Source organism: Promicromonospora citrea, from assembly GCF_013004695.1.
Lineage (GTDB): Bacteria > Actinomycetota > Actinomycetes > Actinomycetales > Cellulomonadaceae > Promicromonospora > Promicromonospora citrea.
On sequence record NZ_JABEMG010000021.1, the window covers coordinates 26588 to 47819 of the forward strand.

A 21232-nucleotide genomic window follows, 5' to 3' on the forward strand; every position below is an offset into this window, starting at 1 on the left:
CACTCATCCCTTCACGCCCGTCGTCGCGATGCCCTCGACGAAGTACCGCTGGCCGAGCAGGAAGATCAGCGCGATCGGCAGGACCGAGAGCACGGAGCCGGTCATGATGAGCGCGTGCTCGGCGTTGTACTCGCCGATGAAGGACTGCAGGCCGAGCTGGATCGTCCACAGCGAGCGGTCGCGCAGGTAGATCAGCGGGCCGAGGTAGTCGTTCCAGGTCGAGACGAACGTGATGATCGTCAGCGACGCGAGGGCGGGCACGGACAGCGGCATGATGATGCGCCACCAGATGCCGTACTCGCTGAGGCCGTCGATGCGGGCGGCCTCGGACAGCGAGTCGGGGATCGACTCGTAGTACTGCTTCATGAGGAACACGCCGAAGGCCCCGAAGGCCTGCAGCAGCATGATCGCCCACAGGGTGTTGTTGAGGCCCCAGCTCGAGATCATCTGGAACTGCGGGATCATGTACGACTGCCACGGCACGGCGATGGTGCCGATGTACAGCAGGAACAGCGCGTCGCGGCCGGGGAAGCGCATCTTGGCGAACCCGTACGCGGCGAAGCTGCCGGTGAGCACCTGCAGCGCCGTCACGGCGACGGACAGCACGAGGGTGTTGCGCACCCAGGTGACCATGTCGGCCCGGACCCAGATGTCGAGGTAGTTGCGCCAGACCACGGGGTCGGGGATCCACTCGACCGGGGCGGTGAACACCTGGTTGTTCTGCTTCAGCGACGAGATGACCATCCACGCGAAGGGCAGCATGATGCCTGCCGCCGCCGCCATCATCACGACGTAGAGCAGCACGCGGCCGGACCGCTGGAGGGCCGACGGGCGGGCGGTCATCACGCCTCCTTCCGCTTGTTGTACAGGAACTGCACGACGGTCACGAGGATGCAGATGAGGAACAGGACGACGGCGACGGCCGAGGCGTACCCGAACTCGAACTGCTCGAAGCCCTTCTGGTAGATGTACTGGCTCAGCACGAGGGTCGCCTGCCCCGGTCCGCCGTCGGTCATGACGAGGATGAGGTCGAAGACCTTGAAGCTCTGGATGGTGACCATGACGGTCACGAAGAACATCGTGGGGCGCAGGCACGGCAGGGTGACGTTCCAGAACCGCTGCCACGTGTTCGCCCCGTCGATCCGCGCGGCCTCGTGCAGCTCGCCGGGCACGGTCTGCAGGCCGGCCAGGAACAGGAGCATGTAGTAGCCCATGTCCTTCCACGTGCCGACGATGATGACGGCGGGCATGGCCCAGTCCTTGGAGACGGTCCAGCCGGGCAGGTCGCCCTCGACCAACAGGCTCAGGAACTGGTTGATCGGCCCGTACTCCGGGCTGAACAGCATGTTCCACACCACGGCGACCGCGACGATCGACGTGATGTACGGGAAGAACGCGACGGTGCGGAAGAACGCCGCGCCGCGCAGCTTCTGGTTGAGCAGCAGCGCCAGGCCGAGCGAGACGACGATGGTGACGGGGATGTGCACCACCGCGTAGTAGAAGGTGTTGCCGAGCGCGGTGTGGAAGCTCTTGTCCCCGATCAGCCGCGCGAAGTTGTCCAGGCCCACCCACTGGGCGGCACCGAAGATGTTCCAGCTGGTCAGCGAGATGTAGAACAGCGTGATCACCGGCGTGAGGGTGAGCACGGCGAAGCCGAGGAAGTTCGGCAGGATGAAGGTCCAGCCGATCAGCGCGTTGCGCAGCTTGAGCGACGTGCGCGGTGCCCGGAGGGGCGGACGCCCGGGCTCGGTGAGCCCGAGCGTCCGCTGCTCCTGGGCGACAGGAGTCGCCATCAGCCGACCTCGTTGACGACGCGCTCCTCGGCCTCGGCGAGCGCCTCGTCCACGGGCGTGGACTCGGACATGATCGCCGAGTGCGCCTCGCCCAGGATCGTCTGGATCGCGGCCGTGGTGGGACCGACCGGGTTCTCCGGGAGCGTCTCGTGCGTGGTGTAGGCGAAGCGGGACAGGTCGTCCTGCGGCACGCCGTCCAGACCGAAGACCGTGTCGGCGACGGCGTCGTCGATGAGAGCGGGCGTGATGCCGATGCCGGCCAGCGCCGCGGCACCCTCGGGGCCCGCGGCGAACGCCAGGAAGTCCTTGGCGGTCTCGATCTTCGACTCGTCGATGCCCGAGTTGATGCCCATGGTCGTCGGGTCGCCGAACGTCACCGGCGTGGCGTCGGTGCCGGTGGTCGACTCGTCGGCCTGCGGGATGGGCGCGATGCCCCACTCGAACGTGTCGGCGGCGCCGGACTCCTGCTCCGCGACGAGCGTGCCGATGTACCACGAGCCCATGGGGAGCATCGCGGCCTTCTGGGTACCGAACTGCGCCTGGTAGGCGAGCTCGTTCGTCGTGACCGTGGCGTACGACGGCTGCGAGCCCTCGTCCTGCATCGCGAGAGCGCGCTCGTAGTACGGGGCGAGGAACGAGAAGTCGCCGCCGTCCAGCGGGGCACCGCTCTGCGCGAGCGCGAAGCCCTGCACCGTGGACTGCCAGCTGTGCAGGTAGGTGCCGGTGACCTGCTTCTCCCCGATGCCCTCGGTGAGCTCGGCGGCCGCCTCCGCGTAGTCGTCCCAGGTCCAGGAACCGTCCGGCAGGTCGACGCCCGCCTTCTCGAACAGCTCCTTGTTGTAGTACAGCAGCCACGAGTCCTGGCGGTACGGGACGGCGTAGGTCGCGCCGTCGACCTCCATGGGCGCGAGGCCACCCGTCGCGGGGTCGAGCTCCGCCGCCACGTCCGAGATGTCGAGCAGCGTGCCGCCCTCGGTGAACGTGACGTAGTTCTTGAGGTTCTTCACGATGAAGACGTCCGGCGCGGCGCCGGCCGCCAGGTCGGCGGTGAGGGCCGTGTCGTAGTCGTCGCCCGCCGGGTACTCCTTGAGCTCGACGGTGACGTCGGGGTTGGCCTCGTGGTAGGCGTCGGCCAGGGTCTGGAACTCCGGCGTGGACGCGAAGTCCCAGCCGGCCAGGGTCAGCGTGACCGGGCCGTCGACGGCCGCGGGCTCGTCCTGGCCGCCGCACCCCGTGAGGGCCAGCGACGCGACGGCGGCGAGGCCGACGCCGCTCATGATCTTGCGGTTCATTCCTACTCTCCTTCGAGTAACCCGGTCCGCGACGACGCGGTCGCGGCGGTGGTGGGTCAGGGCAGGGTTGCCGTGGTCTGTTCTCCGTCCGGCCAGGTCACGACGGCCTGGTCGATGGTGAGGTCGGTGGTGAGGTCGAGCCGCGGGCGAGGCAGGTCCGCCGACTCGGGTGCGCGGCCGAGGTGCACGCCGACGCCGACCCAGCCGGCCGGCACCGGGGCGTACCGCAGCCACGGCGTGGTGGTCGGTCCGGCCAGCGGCGTCGCGTCGTCGTGGACGGCCTCACCGCGCACCGGGGCGACGTCGCCCAGCAGCGGCACGAGCGTCGAGGCGTGACCGGGTCCGGCTGCCCAGCCGCCGACACGGAGCGCGGCCGCGGCGTCGGCCGGGTGCTCGACGCGCACGAGGCGGACCTCCCAGGCCCCGCGGACGACCGAGACGGTGGTGACCCGCCCGGCCGGCGTGGCGACGCCGGGGCGTCCGGAGCCGTGGTCGGGCGCCGCGGCGTCCTCCTCGAGCCAGTGGGCGTCGGCGACCGAGCCCAGCACGACGCCGGTGGCCGGCTCGGCGGGCGCGAGCTCGAGCGGCTCGAACCCCGCGCGGTGCGTCGCGGCGCCGGCCGCGTCGAGCAGGACCACCGACTGGTCGACCGGCGAGACCCACGCCTCGCGGTCCAGCAGCGGGGACGTGGCGGTCGAGTAGCCGAGCCGCGCGTACAGCGGCGAGTCACCCACGGCGTCGCCGGGCACGGCGTGGTCGGTGCCGTGGTTGACCACGCGCACGATGCCGTCGTCCCGGGTGGCGCTGACCGCCCAGCCGGGCGCCGCCGCGACGGTCAGGACGTCGCCGCGCTCGACCGGCAGGGGCTCGGCCGGAGCCGTCCACACCTCGTGCGTGGCGGGCAGCGCCAGGCCGAGCAGCCCCTTGCTCGCCCAGTAGGGGGACCCGGTGCCGCTGTACCGCTGCGCGATCGGCCGCCACGGGTGGTGCCAGCCCAGGGTCAGCAGGCCGTCGTCGCCCGGCACGCCACGCTCGGCGAAGTGCCGCACGATGCGGGTGGCCGCCTCCCGCAGCAGGCCCGGCCGTCCGACGCCCGCGACGGCGCCCGCCCAGAACGGTGCGGCGGCAGCGAACCGGTAGGTGAGGCTGCGACCCTGCAGCAGCGGGGACCCGTCGGCGCCCACCAGGGCGAGCGCGTCGTCCAGGTAGCGGGCCAGATGCTTCCGGTCGGCCGCGGAGCGCACGGCCAGGTCGTCGCCGGCCGCCGCCGCGACGTCCGCCGCGCCCGCCATCCGCGCCCAGAGCACCGGGTACAGGTGCAGGGCCCACCCCGCGTAGTGGTCGAAGCTGCGCTCGGGGCCGTCGGCGAACCAGCCGCCGGGACGCCGGAAGCGGTCGTGCGCGGCGAGGTCACGTGCGACGTCGTCGGCCGAGAACGGGCCGCCGACCGAGCGCAGGAACGTCTCGACGACGATGCGGAACCAGACCCAGTTGTTGTCGGGGTAGCCGTCGTCCCCCACGACCGAGCCCAGGTACTCGACGGTCTGCTCCTGGGTGGACGGCGCGAGCCGGTCCCAGACCCACGGCCGCGTGAGGTCGAGGATCAGGGCGAGCGACGCGGCCTCGACCTTGGCCTGGCCGTGCTCCTCGGGCCGGGTCCAGCGTTCGGGGTGCCCGGGGTCCACGCCGGCGGCCAGCCCCGCGGCGTAGCGCTCGGCCAGCCCCGCGGGGTCCTCGCCGTCCTCGCCCGCGAGCCGGAAGCCCGCGAGCAGGAACGTGCGCGCGAAGCCCTCCAGCCCGTCGACGGCGGTGCCGTACCCCCCGGGCGTGCCCGGCAGCGTGACCAGCGAACCGCTCGGCGAGGCGTAGGGGCGCACGGCGTCGAGGAGGCGGTCGGCGTAGGCGGCCAGCCACGCGCGGTCCTGGAGGCCGGTCATGCGACGAACTCCATGTCCGCGCGGGTGACCGTGCTCCGGAGGGACTCGCCCCGTGCGTAGCGCTCGAGCTCGTCGAGCGCGGCACCCGTCATGCGGCGCGCCTCCGTGCCGAGCGAGCCCGCGACGTGCGGCGTGATCATGACGTTCGGCAGGTCGTAGAGCACCGAGGACGACGGCAGCGGCTCGGGGTCCGTGACGTCGAGCATCGCGTACAGCCTGCCGGAGGCGCACTCGCGCTCGAGGGCCGCGGTGTCCACCACGGCGCCGCGGGCCGTGTTGATCAGGGTCGCGCCGTCCGGCATGAGGGCGAGCTCGCGCGCGCCGATCAGCTTGCGCGTCGAGGGCAGCTCCGGCGCGTGCAGCGTCACGATGCCCGACGCCGCGAGGAGCTCGTCGAGCGGCACCAGCCGCGCACCGGCGGCGGCGACGGCCGCCGGGTCGGCGAGCGGGTCCGCCACGAGGATCTCCCGGCTCTCCGGACCCGCGCCCGGCGCGGTCAGCCGTGCCACGACCTGGCGCCCGGTCCGCGAGAAGCCCACGACACCGATCGTGCGGTCCCGGTTGGACAGCACGCCGTGCTCGTCCACGAACGACCAGTCCGACCGCCGTGTCCGGGCCACGCTCGCGAGGAACGGCGCCTTCTTGCCTGCCATGAAGATGGCGGCGACCGTGAACTCGGCGACGGGCAGCGCGTTCTCAGCCACCGCGTTGGTGACGAGCAGGTCCCGGTCCCACACGGCGTCGGACACGAGGGGGCGCACCGAGCCGGCGCAGTGCAGGACGGCGCGCAGGCGGGGCGCCAGCTCGAGCACCTCCGCCGTGATCCGCGGCGCGCCCCACGAGGTGACCAGGACCTCGACGTCCGCGAGGCGCTCCTTGGCCGCGGGCGTGTCGAAGGCCGTGACGTGCACGGGGTCGCCGAGCGTCGCGAGCGCGCGCAGCCGGGCGTCCTCCTCGGGACCGAACTGCATACGCCGCGCCCGGTCGTCCATGACGAGCAGGGCCTCAGGTCGCCGCACCACCACGTTCCTCTCCGTCGAGTCGCCGTTCGGCTGATCATCCAGCCGAACATTTACGATCAACTCCGATCGACTGGCGCCCATTGAAGCCCACCGGATGTGACCTTGGCAACCCCTGGTCGTGTCCGATCGTGTGCGCTACGATCATTTTCGAACAGCGCCGACGGGGGCGCTGACCGAGCGTGGAGGTGCGCATGACAGCGGCGTCGCTGCCCGGCCCCGACGTGACCGACCGACGGTTCTGGACCTCCGGCCGGGTGACCGAGGCCCTGGCACCCACGCTCGCGACGGCGGCCGCGGAGCGCGGCACGCCGTGGCCCCAGGTCCTCGCGTCCCAGTACGCCCGCTTCTTCCGCGACGGCGACCGCACGGCCTACGAGTCGCGCGTCGCGGAGCGTCACGCGCGGCTCACCCGCGCCACCCTCGCCGCCCTCCTGGACCCCCGCGACGAGCAGGTGGACGAGGTGGTCGACGGCGTGCTGCTGCTGTGCGAGCAGTCCACGTGGTGCTGGGCCGCGCACGACGACGCCTACGAGCGCCTGGGCCGTGTCACGCCCGCCGTGACCGAGCCGTACCTCGACCTGGGCGCCGGCGAGGTCGCCGCGCAGCTCGCGTGGATCGACCACCTGCTCGGCCCGGTGCTCGACGAGCGCGCGCCCGGCACCCGCGAGCGCGTGCGCCACGAGGTGCGCGGGCGCGTGCTGCGGCCGTTCACCGAGCGCCGGGACTGGTGGTGGCTGGGCGTCGGGCAGCCGCTCATGAACTGGAGCCCGTGGATCCAGGGCAACGTGCTCGCGGCCAACCTCGCGCTCGAGGACGACCCGGTGCGCCGCTGGGCGACGACGGCGCTCGTCGCCGACGGCATCGCCGCGTACTGGGCGTCGCTGCCCGCCGACGGCGGGGTCGACGAGGGGTACCACTACTGGTGGCAGGGTGCTGCGCGCGCCCTCGAGGCGCAGGACCTGCTCGCGTTCGCCGGCGTCGGCCCGGCGCCGGAGGCGCTGGAGCGGATCCGCTCGACCGTCGCGTTCCCCCACTCGATGCACCTGGGCGGAGACTGGTACGTGAACGTCGCGGACGGGCCCGCCCGGCCGCCCGCGACGTGGCCGTGGAACGTCGTGCACGCCTGGGCGGTGCGTACCGGCGACGCCGCCGCCGCGCAGCACGCCGCCTCCTACCGCGGCAGGCCCGGCGGGCTGTTCGACGAGCGCGCCTCGTTGCCCCGCGCCGTCGGCCTGCTGGCCGCCCCGTGGACCGACGCGCCCGCCGGCGAGCCGCCGCTGGTCGGGCGCGCGACGTTCCCCGCCACCGGCGTCGCCGTCGCACGCTCGGCGCCCGGCTCGACCAGCGGGATAGCCGTCACGCTCAAGGGCGGGCACAACGCGGAGAACCACAACCACGTCGACGTCGGCTCGGTCGTCGTGGCGCTCGACGGCGTGCCCCTGGTCGTCGACGCGGGCAAGCCCACCTACCGCGCGGGGACGTTCGGGCCGGGCCGGTACGACCTCTGGACGCTGCGGGGCGACTGGCACAACGTCCCCCGGGTGCGAGGCGTGGAGCAGCCGCCCGGCCCCGAGTACGCGGCCCGCGGGTTCGCGGTGACGAGCCCGGAGGGTGGCGTGGAGCCGTGGCACGCGCGTGTCGACCTGGCCGGCGCGTACCGCGTGGCAGGCCTGGAGCACTGGTGGCGCGACGTCGAGCTGGACGCCGGGACGGAGACGGCGGTCGTCGAGGACTCCTGGTCCTTCGCACCCGGCGACACCGGGGCCCCCGCAGGCCCGACGACGTGGCACTGGCTGCTGGCCGGCGACGTCACGCTGACGCCGGGCGAGGCCCGCGCCCGGTTCGTCCCCGACGACCACCGGACGCACCCGCCCCGCACGCTGTCCCTCACGTGGGACCCCGACGTCGTGCACGCCGCGCTCGACCTGCGCGAGCTCGACGACCCCGAGCTGGTCGCGGTGTGGGGCCGGCGGCTGACCCGGTTGCGGCTCACGGCGCGTGCGGAGCCCCGGACGGGCACGTTCTCCGTCACCATGAGACCCACGCCGCGACCGGCACGACGCACGGCACCGCGACCGGCCGACCGACCCACCGACCGCCCCACCGAGCCACGACCGCAGGAGGTCGCATGACGCAGGAAGCCCCGCTCCCGAGCGAACGCAGGGCGCAGCTCATCGCGCGTGTGCGCGAGACGGGGTCGGCCCGCGTGAGCGAACTGTCGCGCTGGCTCGGTGTGACGCCCGTGACGGTGCGGCGCGACCTGGCGGTGCTCGTCGCCGACGGCGCCCTGGAGAAGGTGCACGGCGGTGCCCGCGTCCCGGCCGCCGCGACGAGCGACGGCGCCACGACGGGTGTCGGCGCCGCGGGCGTCGCGGCCACGACGACCTCCGGCGCCACGGCGCCGGCGGGGCGCACGGCCGCCGGCCTGCCGGCCGGACGGGGCGCGCACGCCCCCGCCGCGACAGGCGTCCCGGCGCCCGAGGGCCGGTTCCCCGACCGCGACGAGCGGCCGACGATCGGCATGGTCGTGCCGTCGCTCGACTACTACTGGCCCGAGGTCATCCGCGGGGCGCGCGCCGCCACGCACGACACGGCACGTCTGATCCTGCGGGGCGGCTCGTACGACGTCGACCACATCCGGCACCAGCTCGCGTCGCTGGTCGGCGACCGCGGGGACGGTACGGGCGTCGACGGCCTGCTCGTGGCCCCGCCGGCCGGCGGCCCCGAGTCCACGGAGCTCGCCGACTGGCTCGCGGGCCTCGACCTGCCCGTCGTGCTCATGGAGCGCCGGCTGGCGGCGGGCCCGTACCGCGAGCCACTGGAGTCGGTCGCCACCGACCACGCGCTCGGCGCGGGCACGGCCGTGCGGCACCTCGCCGAGCGTGGGCACCGGAAGATCGGCCTGGTGACGTCCCGGACCAGCCCGCACACGTCCGCCGTCGAGCGGGGGTTCCGCGCCGCGGTCGAGGAGCTCGGCCTCGACGCGGTGCTCGACGTCGAGACCGTGCCCCAGTCGGACCCCGCCTGGTCCGACGACGTCGCGGCGGTGCTCGACCGGTGCGCCGACGCGGAAGCCACCGCGCTGCTGGTGCACTCCGACCGGGAGGCGATCTCCCTCGTCGAGCACGCGCAGGAGCGCGGCATCCGGGTCCCGGCCGACCTCGCGGTGGTCGCCTACGACGACGAGGTCGCCGCGCTCGCCGACCCTCCGCTCACCGCCGTCCGGCCGCCGAAGGCCGCGATCGGCGCGGCCGCGGTCGAGCTGGTGCGCCGGCGTCTCGCGGACGGGGACGACCGCCCGGTGCACCGCATCGAGCTGAGCCCCCGGCTCCTGGTCCGCTCCTCGACCTGACGCGTTGGCAGCGGTCGAGCTCGGTCCCTTGCAGCGTCAACCTACCGGCCGTGCCGGGCGAGCTCGCACCAGGTGCCGATCTCGTCCCGTCCCGACCAGCGCCGCCCCGACCAGCCACAGCCCACAGCCCACAGCCCAGCCAGTCCCCTCAGAACACCCGCGTCTCCGTGCTGGCGCGGACGATCGCGCGCAGCCCCGCGAGCGTGCGCGGCCCGGCTCCGGAGGCGCGGGCCTGCACCAGGACGTTGCCGAGCGCCGTCGCCTCGCTGGGACCCGCGACGACCGGGAGCCCCGACGCCTCGGCCGTGAGCCGGTCGAGGAGCGTGTTCCGGGAGCCGCCGCCCACCACGTGCACCGCGGAGATCTCGACACCGGCGAGCTCGCCGGCCTGCCGGACGACACGCGCGTAGGCGTCGGCGAGGCTGTCGAGCACCACGCGGGCCAGCGCGGCGCGGGTGTCGGGCACGTCGGCGCCCGTGCGTCGGATCGCGGCGCGCACTCGGCCGGGCATACCACCGGGAGCCAGGAACTCGTCGCCGTCGACGGCCAGGAGGCACCGGCCGCCGGGCTCGTCGGCGGCCTGCGTCAAGAGGGTGCCGAGGTCGACGGGCGGGCCGTCGCCGCGGGCGGCGTCCGCCGCCCACTCGCGCACGCACTCGTCGAGGATCCACAGGCCCATGACGTTGCGCAGGTAGCGGACCGTGCCGTCGATGCCGAGCTCGTTGGTGAAGTTCGCCGCGCGGCTCTCGGCCGTGAGCACCGGGCCCGGCAGCTCGACGCCGACGAGCGACCAGGTGCCGGACGAGATGTAGGCGGCGACGCCGTCGTCGGGCAGGGGCGTCCCGACCACCGCGGACGCCGTGTCGTGCGACGCCACGGCGTAGACGGGCACGGGACCGAGGCCCGTCGCCTCGCGCACGGCCTCAGTCAGCGGGCCGAGCGCGGTGCCGGGCTCGACGAGGTCGGGCAGCAGGTCGCGCACCCCGGCCACCGCGGGGTGGGCGGCGGCCAGCCGGTCCAGCAGCCCCGTGGCCCAGGTACGGGTCCGCACGTCGAGCAGACCGGTGGTGGACGCGTTCGTCACCTCGGCGACCTGCCGGCCGGTGAGCCGGTAGGCGACGAGGTCGGGCACGAGCAGGAGCCGCGCGGCGCGGGACCACTCGGCGGCACCCGGCCCGCCCTCCGCGGCGGCGACGAGCTGGAACTCGGTGGTGAACGGCAGGTGCTGCAGGCCGTTGACCGCGTAGTGGTCGGCGAAGGGGACCCGCTCGTACACCCGCTCGGCGACGCCGTCGGTCCGCGCGTCGCGGTAGCACCAGGGGTCGCCCAGGGGCCCGCCGTCGGCGCCCAGCAGGGCGTGGTCGACCGCCCACGAGTCCACGCCGACGCCGAGGATCTCGACGTGCGCCTGCGCGGCGCGGGTCCCGGCAGCCCGCAGGCCGTCGAGGATCCCCGCCCACAGCGCCTCGACGTCCCAGCGCAGGCCGTCGCCGGCGTCGACGGGGCCGTTGCCGAACCGGCCGCACTCGACCAGCTCGACCCGGCCGCCGTCGAGCACGCCGAGCATGACGCGGCCCGACGTCGCCCCGAGGTCGACCGCGACGAACCCCGGCGTGCTCATCGCAGGAACGCGGCCGCCACGCCCGCGTCGACCGGCACGTGCAGGCCGGTCGTGTGCGAGAAGTCGGCCGTGCACAGCGCGAAGACGGCGGCCGCCACGTGCTCCGGCAGCACCTCGCGCTTGAGCAGCGTGCGCTGGGCGTAGAACTCGCCCAGCTTCTCCTCCGGCACGCCGTAGACGGCGGCCCGGTTGGCGCCCCAGCCCGACGCGAAGATGCCCGACCCGCGCACCACGCCGTCCGGGTTCACGCCGTTCACGCGGATGCCGTGCGGGCCGAGCTCGGCCGCGAGCAGCCGCACCTGGTGCGCCTGGTCGGCCTTGGTCGCGGAGTAGGCGATGTTGTTCGGTCCGGCGAAGACGGAGTTCTTCGAGGAGATGTAGACGATGTCGCCGCCCATCCCCTGGTCCACGAGCACGCGCCCGGCCTCGCGCGAGACGAGGAACGAGCCCTTGGCCATGACGTCGTGCTGCAGGTCCCAGTCGGCCTCGGTCGTCTCGAACAGCGACTTGGACAGCGACAGGCCCGCGTTGTTGACCACGAGGTCCACGCCCCCGAAGGCGAGCACGGCCTCCTGCACGCCCGCGCGCACGGCCGCCTCGGACGACACGTCCATCGCGACGCCCACCGCGACGTCGGCCGAGCCCAGCTCGGCGGCGACGGCGGCGGCCTTCTCGCGGTCGAGGTCCGCGACGACGACGCACGCCCCCTCGGCCGCGAGCCGCGTCGCGATCGCGCGGCCGATGCCCGACGCCGCCCCGGTGACCAGGGCGACCCGGGTCGCCAGCGGCTGGGGTGCGGGCATGCGGCGCAGCTTCGCCTCCTCCAGCGCCCAGTACTCGATGCGGAACTTCTCGTCCTCGGCGATGGGCGCGTACGTCGAGACCGCCTCGGCGCCCCGCATGACGTTGATCGCGTTCACGTAGAACTCGCCGGCCACGCGCGCCGTCTGCTTGTTCCGGCCGTAGGAGAACATGCCGACGCCCGGCACGAGCACGATCGCCGGGTCGGCGCCGCGCATCGCCGGCGGCTCCTCGCCGCGTGCCCGGGCGGCGGCCGCGCCGCGCTCGTAGTACCCGGTGTAGTCGGCGCGGTACGCCTCGTGCGCGGTGTGCAGCGCCGCGATCGTCTCTTCGACGGTCGCCGTGGCGGGGATGTCGACGACCAGGGGCTTCACCTTGGTCCGCAGGAAGTGGTCGGGGCACGACGTGCCGAGCTCGGCGAGCGGTGCCAGCCGCTCGCGCGACAGCAGGTCGAGCACGACGTCGCTGTCCGTGAAGTGCCCCACCTGGGGCGCGTCCGTCGAGGCGACGCCGCGGACCGCCGGTGCCAGGGCCGCCGCGCGGGCCCGCCGCTCGGCCTCGGGCAGCGGCTCGTACCCCGGCCGTACCGCGCCGAACGGGTGCTCGCCCCGCTCCGCGAGCTCGGTGGTGCGCCGTGCGATGAACTCCTCGGCACGCCGGATGATGCCGAGCGACCGCTCCTCGGCCTCGGCGGAGGTGTCGCCCCAGGCGGTGATCCCGTGGCCGCCCAGGATGCAGCCGACCGCCTGCGGGTTCGCCGCCTTGATCGCCGCGATGTCGAGGCCGAGCTGGAAGCCCGGCCGCCGCCACGGCACCCACACGACCTCGTCGCCGAAGATCTCGCGCGTCAGCGCCTCGCCGTCGGCGGCCGCGGCGATCGCGATGCCGGCGTCCGGGTGGAGGTGGTCGACGTGCGCGGCGTCGACGAGGCCGTGCATCGCGGTGTCGATCGACGGGGCCGCGCCGCCCGTGCCGTGCAGGCAGTAGTCGAACGCGGCAACCATCTCGTCCTCGCGCTCGACGCCCGGGTACACGTCCGCCAGGGCGCGCATCCGGTCGAGCCGGAGCACGGCGAGGCCGGCAGGCGTCAGCGTGCCGAGGTCTCCGCCCGAGCCCTTGACCCAGAGCAGGTCGACGGGCTCGCCCGTGACCGGGTCGGTCGCCGAGCCCTTGGCGGAGGTGTTGCCGCCCGCGTAGTTGGTCACCCGGGGGTCCGAGCCCAGCCGGTTGGAGCGGGCCACGAGGGCGGCGACCGTCGCGTCGTCCGTCGTGCCGGCAGTCTGGTTCGTCATCGGGCTGCTGCTCCCGTCTCGGTCGTGTCGTCACTGGTGGCCGCGGTCGGTCCCGCGGTGTCGGCCAGGTCGGCGGGCGGCGGCGTCAGGCCGTCCCCGCGTGGCGGCTCGTGGCGCGTGCCGACGAGGCCGTCGACGGTCAGCCACGCCCGCAGCCGGCGCATGCTGCGCGCCGCGCCGTCGCTCGCGGGCTCGTCGAGGTGGCCGTGGTACGTGCTGTCCTCGCGCACGAGCGTCACGTCGACGCCCGCCGCGGCGAGCTCGGCGCAGTACGCCTCGCCCGAGGAGCGCAGGGTGTCGTGGTCGGACGTGACGACGAACGTGGGCGGCAGCCCGCGCAGGTCCTGCCCGCCGGGGAAGGCGTACGGCGGTGTCTCCGGGCCGTCGTGCCCCAGGTAGTTCGCGTTCAGCGCGCGGACCGACGCCGGCGGGAAGTCCCGCTCCGACGGGAGGGCCGCGATCTTGGCGGCCAGCTCGGGGCTCGGCGCGGGCAGCTCCCGGTGCAGCACGGGGTAGGCGAGCACCACGCTGTACGGCTGCGGGCCGCCGGCGTCGCGCAGCCGGAGCGACACGCCCGCCGCCAGGTTGCCGCCCGCGCTCGCGCCCCCGAGGGACCAGCGCTCGGCGGCGACGCCGAGGTCGGCGTCGCGCGCCCACTCCCAGGCGAACCGCACCTCCTCGGAGGCGACGGGGTACCGGGCCCCGCCGGGCGAACGGGACGCCCCCGGGTCGCGGAAGTCGAAGACGGGCGCGAGGCGGTAGTCGACGCTCACGACCACGACGCCGGCGGCGGCGAGGCCGCGCGCCACCCGGTCGGCCTCCGGCATGTCCAGCCCGCCGTACATGAATGCGCCGCCGTGGGCCCACACCAGGCCCGCCACGCGGGCGGCGCCGTCGGCGGGCTCGTAGACCCGTACCGGCAGGCCGCCGTGCGGACCGTCGAGCACCTGGTCGGTGACCACCACGCTCATGCGCCCCAGCCCGCCTGCGCACCGCCGACGCGCTCGGCCACGATCTTCTCCGCGTAGCCCGACGCCGCGAAGGCGGCGACCGGGTCGGGGTCGAGCCCCATGTCCTGCCGCACCTGGGCGACGAGCGGCCGCACGTCCGTGTCGTAGGCGTCCATGAGCACGGCGTGCGCGCCGAGCACGTCACCGGCCCGCTGGGCCGCGGCGAGGGCGTCGGCGTCGACCAGCAGCGCCTTGGCCGTGGCCTCCTGCACGTTCATCACCGACCGGATCTGGGCCGGGATCTTCGGCTCGATGTTGTGGCACTGGTCGAGCATGAAGTTCACGCCGCTGTCGGGCGCGTGCGCCCCCGACTGCACGATCTCGTGCATGATGCGGAAGAGCTGGAACGGGTCGGCGGCACCGACCATGAGGTCGTCGTCGGCGTAGAAGCGGCTGTTGAAGTCGAACGCGCCGAGGCGCCCCTGGCGCAGCAGCTGGGCGACGATGAACTCGATGTTGGTGCCGGGCGCGTGGTGGCCGGTGTCGAGCACGACCTTGGCGCGGTCGCCGAGCGCCATGACGTGCAGCAGGGACGTGCCCCAGTCCGGCACGTCGGTGACGTAGAAGGCGGGCTCGAAGAACTTGTACTCGAGCACGAGGTGCTGGTCGTCGTCGAGAGCGGCGTAGATCTCGGCGAGGGACTCGGCGATGCGGTCCTGCCGCGCCCTGATCGAGTCCTGGCCGGGGTAGTTGAGGCCGTCGGAGAGCCAGATCTTGAGGTCCTTGGACCCCGTGGCCCGCATGACGTCGATGCACTGCTTGTGGTGGTCGACGGCCTTGGCGCGCACCCGCGGGTCGGGGTGGGCCAGGGACCCGAGCATGAAGTCGTCGTCCTGGAAGACGTTCGAGTTGATCATGCCGATCCGCACGCCCAGGTCCTCGGCGTGCCGCGCCAGCGCCCCGAAGTCGTCCACGAGGTCCCACGGGATGTGCAGGCTCACGCGCGGGGCGACGCCCGTGTACCGGTGGACCTGCGCCGCGTCGGCGATCTTCTCGAACGGGTCCCGTGGCACACCCGCCTGGGCGAACACCTTGAACCTCGTGCCGGAGTTGCCGAAGGCCCAGGACGGGAGCTCGATGGTCTGCTGCCGGAGCGCCGCGCCCGCCACCTCCGCGCGTGTGGATGCCGCCATGGCGTCCTTCCTCTCCGCGCACTCCCTCGTGCGCACCTCGAAACGATCCTTGAAACGATTCAGCCGGAGCCTATGCCGCGGACGGCGGTCGGTCAAGGCAACGGCCGGCACCGGGGAGCCCGGTGCCGGCCGTACGAGAGGTCAGGGGGTGACGGTCGTCGTCAGTACCGCCGGTCGGCCGCGGCCGTGTACTTCGACGTCACGACGATGGCCCGGCGGAGCGTGGCCTCGTCCTCGCCCTTTCCTGCGGTCAGCCGGGCGACCCAGTGGTCGGACTGCGTCTTGGTCGGCGCGGTGCCCAGCAGATGCTGGTAGGTCGCCGCCACGCGGATGCGGACGGACTGCGGGTTGTTCCACAGCGCCTCCACCACGCCCGCGCGGCCCAGGGTCTTGAGCCGCGGCTTCCAGTGGTTGAGCTGGTCCGCGGTCGGCGTCCGCTGCAGCATGTGCCGGTACAGCGCGGTGATGTACTTCGTGTCCGTGCCGCCCACGTGCTTGTAGTAGGTCGACGTGCCCATGAGGAACGGCTCGATCTGGTCGATCGTCCGCGTCTTCTTCTTCACCTGCGAGAGGTAGTTGGCCGTCTGCGTGGCCGACGGGGTGTAGCCGAGGGTGGCCTGGAACGCCTGGGTGATGCGCACCTTGCGGTAGTTGTCCGACTTCGACATGCCGTCGGCCAGCACACCCGCGCCGCCCACCGAGACGCGGTAGGACCAGCTCTCGATGTCGGCCTCGGTCGCGGGCCGGCCCAGGAAGTCCTGGTAGATCGCCTGGACGATGTTCCGGTCCTGCTCGGCCACCTCGGCGTACTGCCGGGCGTACGTCGCCGCGGCGTCCTGGATGCCCGACAGCAACGGGTAGGCGAGCTCGCCGGGGCACTCGGTGGCGTGGGTGTCCCGGTGGCCGAACACGCGGGGCAGGGTCACCCGGTCACCCGTCTGGTAGCGGCCGCCGTCGGTGTGCGCCGCCGCCGTGAGCACCGTCGACTCGTCCGGGTTCACCTGGTACCGCGCGAGGCGGCTGCCGATGATCTTCGCGACGCCGTCACGCTGGGCGGTCGAGGGCCTGACGCCCGCCTGGGTCGTGTACGTGCCGAGCATCGCGACGCCGACCGTGCCGGTGTTGAAGCCACCCGTGTGGGCACCGATGATCGGTTCCTCGATACTGCCGTCCGCACCCTCGTAGATGTTTCCCCACTTGTCGACGAGGAAGTTGTAGCCGATGTCGCACCAGCCGTGCGTCTGCTGGTGGTACGCCTGGTCGTTGCGGATGGCCTGCATCGCCTCGGCCACGGTGGCGTAGTCGTTCGGGTTGACCGTGTGGTGCACGGCGGCGGCCTTGAGGCCGCCCTCGGCCGGGAACCACGTGGGGCCGGTGCCCGGCTCGAGGCAGCGCGGCGCGGCGCCCCACTCCTCGCGCGTGATGACGGTCGGCCCGACCGTGGTGGCCGACGGCGCGACCGTGCCCGCCGTGCTCGCCGCCGCCGTGGCGACCTTCGCCGACGAGACGAGGCTCAGCTCGACGCCCGCGGGGAACGTCGCCGCCTCGTCCACCGTGGCGAGCTGCACGGCGTCCGACTCCCCCACGTAGACCGGGGCGGAGGTGCGGACGGCGGAGCCGCCGTCGACGTCGTCGGTCGACCTCTCCAGGTGGCTCCAGTCGCTCCACGTACCGTCGACGGCGCGCGTGCGCACCTGCATCTCCGGCACGGCGTGGTCGATCTCCGCCGGCCACGACAGCCCGACCGTCTGGAACCCGTCCGGCACCTCGAGCTCGCCGGCGAGCCGGCCGTCGGACCCCGCGGTGTCGAGCACGACGGCGTCGCCGTCGGCCGCCGCGTCGGGCGCCGGCGCGCCGGTCTCCTCGCCGTCCGGGACCACCTCGCCCGCCGCCGCGGGCTCGGCCTCCGGCGCCGCGGTGACCTCGACGGTCTCGACCTGCGCCTGCGTGGTGCCCGCGTCGGGCAGCGCCGAGTCGGCGGGGACGGCGGGCGCCGCCGTGCCCTCGGGCTCGAGCGACGGCTCGGTCGTCAGCGCACCGGCAGACGGCGCGAGCGCCGCGCCGAGCAGCATCGCGGGCGTCACGCCGAGCACGACCGCCCGGCCCACCACCCCGGCTGCCGACGAGGTCCGCGCCGCTCCGTGACGCGGACCCTGCTTCGACGCCGGCGGAGCCGCCGCTCGGGACGCCTGTCGGGGTGCCGCCGCATGCCTGGCCACGTGGTTCCTTCCTGCTGCACGACTGCGCCGTGCCCGCCACGAGCGCGGACACGGTGCAGAGAACAGACGGACGGTAGCGGCCCGAGGGCCGGTCGCGACCGGGTTTCACCCCTGCGAGAGGGGGTGAATCCCGGCCGGGCCGGCGACCGGCCCAGAACCCGGCAGGCCCAGAACTCGGCCGGCTCAGAAGTCGAAGTCGGCGATGTTGCTCGCGTCGTAGACGAAGGGCTCGCCCAGCAGCACCTCGCCGTCGGCCCCGACCGTGTACTCGCCCAGGCGGCCCGCCTCGAAGGTCTCGCCCTCCTCGCCGGTGATGTCGCCCGCCACGAGAGCGGCGGCGGCCTGCGTCGCGAGGTACCCGAGGTCGGTCGGGTTCCACAGCGCGAACGCCTCCACCGTGCCGTCCTCGACGTACTCGCGCATCTGGTTGGGCGTGCCCAGGCCGGTCACGGCCACCTCGCCCTGGTACTCGGACGTCGACACGTACCGCGCAGCGGCCGCGATGCCGACGGTCGTGGGCGAGACGATGCCCTTGAGGTCGGGGTGGGACTGCAGCAGCGCCGCCGTCTTGTCGAACGAGGTCTGGTCGTCGTCGTCGCCGTAGACCACCTCGACGAGCTCGATCTCCGGGTAGTCGGACGCGAGCTTCTCCTCCATGAGCGCGATCCACGCGTTCTGGTTGGTCGCGTTGGCCGACGCCGAGAGGATCGCGATCTCGCCCTCGCCGCCGATCTGCTCGGAGATCAGCTCGAGCTGCTTGTCCGCGATGCCCTCGGCCGAGGCCTGGTTGACGAACAGGTCGCGGAACTGCGGCTCGGTGTCCGAGTCGAACGTGACGACCTTGGTGCCCGCCGAGCGCGCCTCCTCGAGCGCGTCGCCGATGGCCGTCGGGTCGTTGGCCGACACGACGAGCGCGTTCACGCCCTGCTGGGCCGCCGTGTTGATGAACGGCACCTGGGCGTCGGGCGAGGCGGCGTCGGGGCCGACCTCCTCGACCGCGACGCCCAGCTCGTCCGCTGCCTCCTGAGCGCCCGCCGTCGACGCCTCGAAGTACGGGTTGCCCAGGTTCTTCGGCAGCATGGTGACGACCACGTCGTCGTCGCCCCCGCCGCCCTCGTCCCCGCCGCCGGAGCATGCCGCGAGCGCCAGCGACAGCACCACGGCCGTGCCGGCCGCGACCACAGATGTGAACTTCATCGTCCGTCTCCCTCGGTTCGTCGCCCGGCGGCGGGCCCGCCGCCGGCTGGTGCCGCGGCACGGCGCCGCACCCTGAGGCCGCCCGCGACGCGCGGGGCGACCACCGACACGACGAGCGCCGTGCCGATCACGATGTTGATGACGTTGACCGTCACGCCCTCGAGGCGCAGGGCGCTGCCGAGCACGCCGATGAGCAGCACGCCGCCCACGACGCCGTGCAGCGCACCGCGCCCGCCGAAGATGGACACGCCGCCGAGCAGCACGGCCGCCACGACCTGCAGCTCGAGACCCGTCGCGTTGTCGCCGCGCGCGCTGCCGTAGCGGAGCGTGTAGTAGACGCCCGCGAGCGCCGACACCGCGCCGGACAGCACGAACAGGACCAGCAGCGTCCGCCGCACGTCGACGCCGGAGAACCGCGCCGCCTCGCGGCTGCGGCCGATGTCGAGCACGTCCCGCCCGAACGGCGTCGCGTGCAGGAGCAGCGCGAAGACGGCGACCAGCGCCGCGAGGACGAGGGTGATGACCGGCCAGGGCGACCCGCCGAGGTTGGCCGTGGCGCCGTCGGTCCAGGCGTCGGGGAACCCGGTGACCGCCGTCGTGCCCAGGAGGCCGACCGCGAGACCACGGTAGAGCGCGAGCGAGCCGATGGTGACGGCGAGCGAGGGCAGCCCGGCGTAGGCGACGAGCGCGCCGTTGACCGCGCCGCACACCGCGCCGAGCAGCACCGAGACGAGCGCCGCCTGCCACGGTCCCGCACCGGCCTGGAAGAGCAGGCCGAACGTCACGCTGGACAGGCCGACGACCGATGCGACCGAGAGGTCGATCTCGCCCGTCGCGACGACGAGCGTCATCGGCAGGGCGATGAGCAGCACGGGCGCGATGTCGAGCACGAGGTAGGTGATGGTGAGCGGGCCGTCGAACCCGCGCACGGTTGCGGAGGCGACCACCCAGGCCACGGCCAGGATCGCGAGGGTGAGCATCTCGCGCGTGAGCAGCGCGCGCTGCCACCAGGGGCGGGCGTGCGTCGGCACGGGCCGGTTCGTGGGTGCGCTCACGGGGTCGCCTCCTTCGTGCGCTGTCCGACGGCGGGGCCGTCCGGCGGGTCGGCGTCCCGGGCGGCCGCCAGGCGCCGTGAGCGGCGGGCGGCGAGCACGCGGTCGAGCGCGATGGCACCGATGATGAGCGCGCCGACGACGGCCCGCTGCCAGAAGTCGGGGATGCCGACGACGGGCAGGGCCCGGTTGATGGTGAGCAGCAGCATCGCCCCGAGCGCCGCACCGGCCACGGTGCCGCTGCCGCCGAAGATCGCGACGCCGCCGACCACGACGGCGCCCACGACCTGGAGCTCCATGCCCGTGCCTGCGCCGGAGGACACGGTGCCGTACCGCGCGGCGAACATGACCCCGGCGAGCCCGGCGAGCGCCCCGCCGAGCGCGAACGCACCGAGCAGGCGGCGCCGGACGGGCAGGCCGGCGAGGGCGGCGGCGTCGGGGTCGGAGCCGATGGCGTAGAGCTGCCTGCCGCCGCGCGCGGTGTGCAGGTAGTGCGCGACGGCGGCGAGCACGACGACGGCGACGATCGTGAGCACCGGCACCCCCAGCACCTGCTGGGTGCCGAGGCGGAGGAAGGTGCGCGGCATGTCGCCCGCGTCGATCCGGTCGCTGCCGGCCCAGGTCAGGGTGATGCCGCGGTAGACGTACAGGGTGCCGAGCGTGATGACGAGGGCCGGGACCCGCGCGAACGCCACGACGACGCCGTTGACCAGACCGAGCGCCGTGCCCGCCGCCACGGCGACCAGGGCGACGACGGCGATCGGCAGGTCGGGCGCGTCGAGGAACAGGCGTCCGGTGAGGTAGGCGGTCAGGCCGAGCACCGAGCCCACCGAGAGGTCGACGTTGCGCGTGATGACGACGACCGCCTGCCCGACGGCGAGCACCACGAGGATCGCGGGCGTGAGCAGCAGGTCGCGCCAGCCGCCCGCGCTGAGCAGGAAGCCGGGCTGGACGAGGGTGGTCACGCCGATGACGGCGAGGAGCGCGAGGGCGATGCCGGCCTCGCGGCGGCGCAGGAGGCTCATGCCGCCCCTCCGTCCGCGGAGGCGTCGGCCGCGCCCGGTGTGGCCGCGCGCATGACGGTCTCCGGGGTGGCGTCGGCGCGGTCCAGCGCGGCGGCGATGCGCCCCTCCCGCACCACCAGCACGCGGTCGGCCATACCCAGCACCTCCGGCAGCTCGGACGAGATCATGAGGACGGCGAGCCCCTCGGCGGCCAGCGTCGACAGCAGGCGGTGCACCTCGGCCTTGGTGCCGACGTCGATGCCGCGCGTCGGCTCGTCGACCACGAGCACCCGGGGACCGGTGGCCAGCCACTTGGCCAGCACGACCTTCTGCTGGTTGCCGCCGCTCATGGTCGTGGCGTCGGCGTCGAGCGCTGCCGCCTTGACGGCGAGGCGGCCCGCCCAGTCCCGTGCGAGGTCCGCCTCGGCGCCGGGCAGCAGCACGCCGAGGCGCGCGAGGCCGCGGCGGACGGTGCCGTCGTGCCCGCCGGCGCCGTCGTCCCGCCGG

The 21232-nt window shown here is 74.0% G+C and carries 16 protein-coding genes; 2 read left to right on the top strand and 14 right to left on the bottom strand.

Annotated features, from left to right (window positions below; translation table 11 throughout):
- Positions 1-3: 3 nt before the first annotated feature.
- The 5 genes from HLB15_RS06500 to HLB15_RS06520 are packed head-to-tail and all read right to left on the bottom strand — an operon-like array spanning position 4 to position 6041.
- Positions 4-843, bottom strand: coding sequence for a carbohydrate ABC transporter permease (locus tag HLB15_RS06500; protein ID WP_171104490.1), 840 nt, complete (start codon positions 841-843; stop codon positions 4-6).
- The gene (locus HLB15_RS06505) at positions 843-1793 is read right to left on the bottom strand and encodes a carbohydrate ABC transporter permease (protein WP_171104491.1); all 951 of its coding nucleotides are present in this window, start codon (positions 1791-1793) and stop codon (positions 843-845) included. Before HLB15_RS06505 ends, HLB15_RS06500 begins: the two co-directional genes overlap by 1 nt.
- Positions 1793-3085 carry an ABC transporter substrate-binding protein gene (locus HLB15_RS06510; RefSeq protein ID WP_171104492.1) on the bottom strand — a complete coding sequence of 431 codons (1293 nt, stop codon included), beginning with the start codon at positions 3083-3085 and terminating at the stop codon, positions 1793-1795. The genes HLB15_RS06505 and HLB15_RS06510 overlap by 1 nt, the downstream gene beginning before the upstream one ends.
- A gap of 56 nt (positions 3086-3141) precedes the next feature.
- Complete coding sequence (locus tag HLB15_RS06515; RefSeq protein WP_171104493.1) at positions 3142-5022, bottom strand: DUF2264 domain-containing protein; 1881 nt, start codon at positions 5020-5022, stop codon at positions 3142-3144.
- On the bottom strand, positions 5019-6041 hold the full coding sequence (locus HLB15_RS06520; protein ID WP_229784885.1) for a hydroxyacid dehydrogenase: 1023 nt from the start codon (positions 6039-6041) through the stop codon (positions 5019-5021). Before HLB15_RS06520 ends, HLB15_RS06515 begins: the two co-directional genes overlap by 4 nt.
- Positions 6042-6235: 194 nt before the next feature.
- On the opposite strand from HLB15_RS06520, the gene HLB15_RS06525 reads away from it, so the two are divergent.
- Complete coding sequence (locus HLB15_RS06525; protein ID WP_171104494.1) at positions 6236-8176, top strand: heparinase II/III domain-containing protein; 1941 nt, start codon at positions 6236-6238, stop codon at positions 8174-8176.
- Entirely contained in the window at positions 8173-9396 is a 1224-nt protein-coding gene (locus tag HLB15_RS06530; RefSeq protein WP_171104495.1) for a substrate-binding domain-containing protein, read from the top strand. Before HLB15_RS06525 ends, HLB15_RS06530 begins: the two co-directional genes overlap by 4 nt.
- 148 nt (positions 9397-9544) lie before the next feature.
- Here HLB15_RS06530 and HLB15_RS06535 read toward each other — a convergent pair whose 3' ends face one another.
- The 9 genes from HLB15_RS06535 to HLB15_RS06575 form a co-directional block, all read right to left on the bottom strand.
- A complete protein-coding gene (locus HLB15_RS06535; RefSeq protein WP_171104496.1) occupies positions 9545-11017 on the bottom strand; it encodes a rhamnulokinase in 1473 nt (490 codons plus the stop codon).
- Positions 11014-13110 carry a bifunctional aldolase/short-chain dehydrogenase gene (locus tag HLB15_RS06540; protein WP_171104497.1) on the bottom strand — a complete coding sequence of 699 codons (2097 nt, stop codon included), beginning with the start codon at positions 13108-13110 and terminating at the stop codon, positions 11014-11016. The genes HLB15_RS06535 and HLB15_RS06540 overlap by 4 nt, the downstream gene beginning before the upstream one ends.
- On the bottom strand, positions 13107-14081 hold the full coding sequence (locus tag HLB15_RS06545; RefSeq protein WP_171104498.1) for an alpha/beta hydrolase fold domain-containing protein: 975 nt from the start codon (positions 14079-14081) through the stop codon (positions 13107-13109). The genes HLB15_RS06540 and HLB15_RS06545 overlap by 4 nt, the downstream gene beginning before the upstream one ends.
- The gene (rhaI, locus tag HLB15_RS06550; RefSeq protein ID WP_171104499.1) at positions 14078-15253 is read right to left on the bottom strand and encodes an L-rhamnose isomerase; all 1176 of its coding nucleotides are present in this window, start codon (positions 15251-15253) and stop codon (positions 14078-14080) included. The genes HLB15_RS06545 and rhaI overlap by 4 nt, the downstream gene beginning before the upstream one ends.
- Positions 15254-15414: 161 nt before the next feature.
- A complete protein-coding gene (locus HLB15_RS24035; RefSeq protein WP_189086840.1) occupies positions 15415-17364 on the bottom strand; it encodes a peptidoglycan recognition protein family protein in 1950 nt (649 codons plus the stop codon).
- A gap of 291 nt (positions 17365-17655) precedes the next feature.
- A complete protein-coding gene (gene rhaS, locus HLB15_RS06560) occupies positions 17656-18669 on the bottom strand; it encodes a rhamnose ABC transporter substrate-binding protein (protein ID WP_171104501.1) in 1014 nt (337 codons plus the stop codon).
- Positions 18666-19700, bottom strand: coding sequence for an ABC transporter permease (locus HLB15_RS06565; protein WP_171104509.1), 1035 nt, complete (start codon positions 19698-19700; stop codon positions 18666-18668). The genes rhaS and HLB15_RS06565 overlap by 4 nt, the downstream gene beginning before the upstream one ends.
- A 20-nt stretch (positions 19701-19720) precedes the next feature.
- Positions 19721-20746 (bottom strand): ABC transporter permease, encoded by a 1026-nt coding sequence (locus tag HLB15_RS06570; protein ID WP_171104502.1) that lies wholly within the window; start codon positions 20744-20746, stop codon positions 19721-19723.
- On the bottom strand, positions 20743-21232 hold a 490-nt coding region (locus tag HLB15_RS06575), incomplete at its 5' end, for an ATP-binding cassette domain-containing protein (RefSeq protein WP_212759568.1). The genes HLB15_RS06575 and HLB15_RS06570, both read right to left, overlap by 4 nt.

Coding starts and splice junctions, on each gene's coding strand:
- HLB15_RS06510 (WP_171104492.1), bottom strand. CDS start 3,085: ATGAACCGCAAGATCATGAGCGGCGTCGGCCTCGCCGCCGTCGCGTCG.
- HLB15_RS06500 (WP_171104490.1), bottom strand. CDS start 843: ATGACCGCCCGCCCGTCGGCCCTCCAGCGGTCCGGCCGCGTGCTGCTC.
- HLB15_RS06530 (WP_171104495.1), top strand. CDS start 8,173: ATGACGCAGGAAGCCCCGCTCCCGAGCGAACGCAGGGCGCAGCTCATC.
- HLB15_RS06515 (WP_171104493.1), bottom strand. CDS start 5,022: ATGACCGGCCTCCAGGACCGCGCGTGGCTGGCCGCCTACGCCGACCGC.
- HLB15_RS06505 (WP_171104491.1), bottom strand. CDS start 1,793: ATGGCGACTCCTGTCGCCCAGGAGCAGCGGACGCTCGGGCTCACCGAG.
- rhaI (WP_171104499.1), bottom strand. CDS start 15,253: ATGGCGGCATCCACACGCGCGGAGGTGGCGGGCGCGGCGCTCCGGCAG.
- HLB15_RS06535 (WP_171104496.1), bottom strand. CDS start 11,017: ATGAGCACGCCGGGGTTCGTCGCGGTCGACCTCGGGGCGACGTCGGGC.
- HLB15_RS06545 (WP_171104498.1), bottom strand. CDS start 14,081: ATGAGCGTGGTGGTCACCGACCAGGTGCTCGACGGTCCGCACGGCGGC.
- HLB15_RS06525 (WP_171104494.1), top strand. CDS start 6,236: ATGACAGCGGCGTCGCTGCCCGGCCCCGACGTGACCGACCGACGGTTC.
- HLB15_RS06570 (WP_171104502.1), bottom strand. CDS start 20,746: ATGAGCCTCCTGCGCCGCCGCGAGGCCGGCATCGCCCTCGCGCTCCTC.
- HLB15_RS06540 (WP_171104497.1), bottom strand. CDS start 13,110: ATGACGAACCAGACTGCCGGCACGACGGACGACGCGACGGTCGCCGCC.
- rhaS (WP_171104501.1), bottom strand. CDS start 18,669: ATGAAGTTCACATCTGTGGTCGCGGCCGGCACGGCCGTGGTGCTGTCG.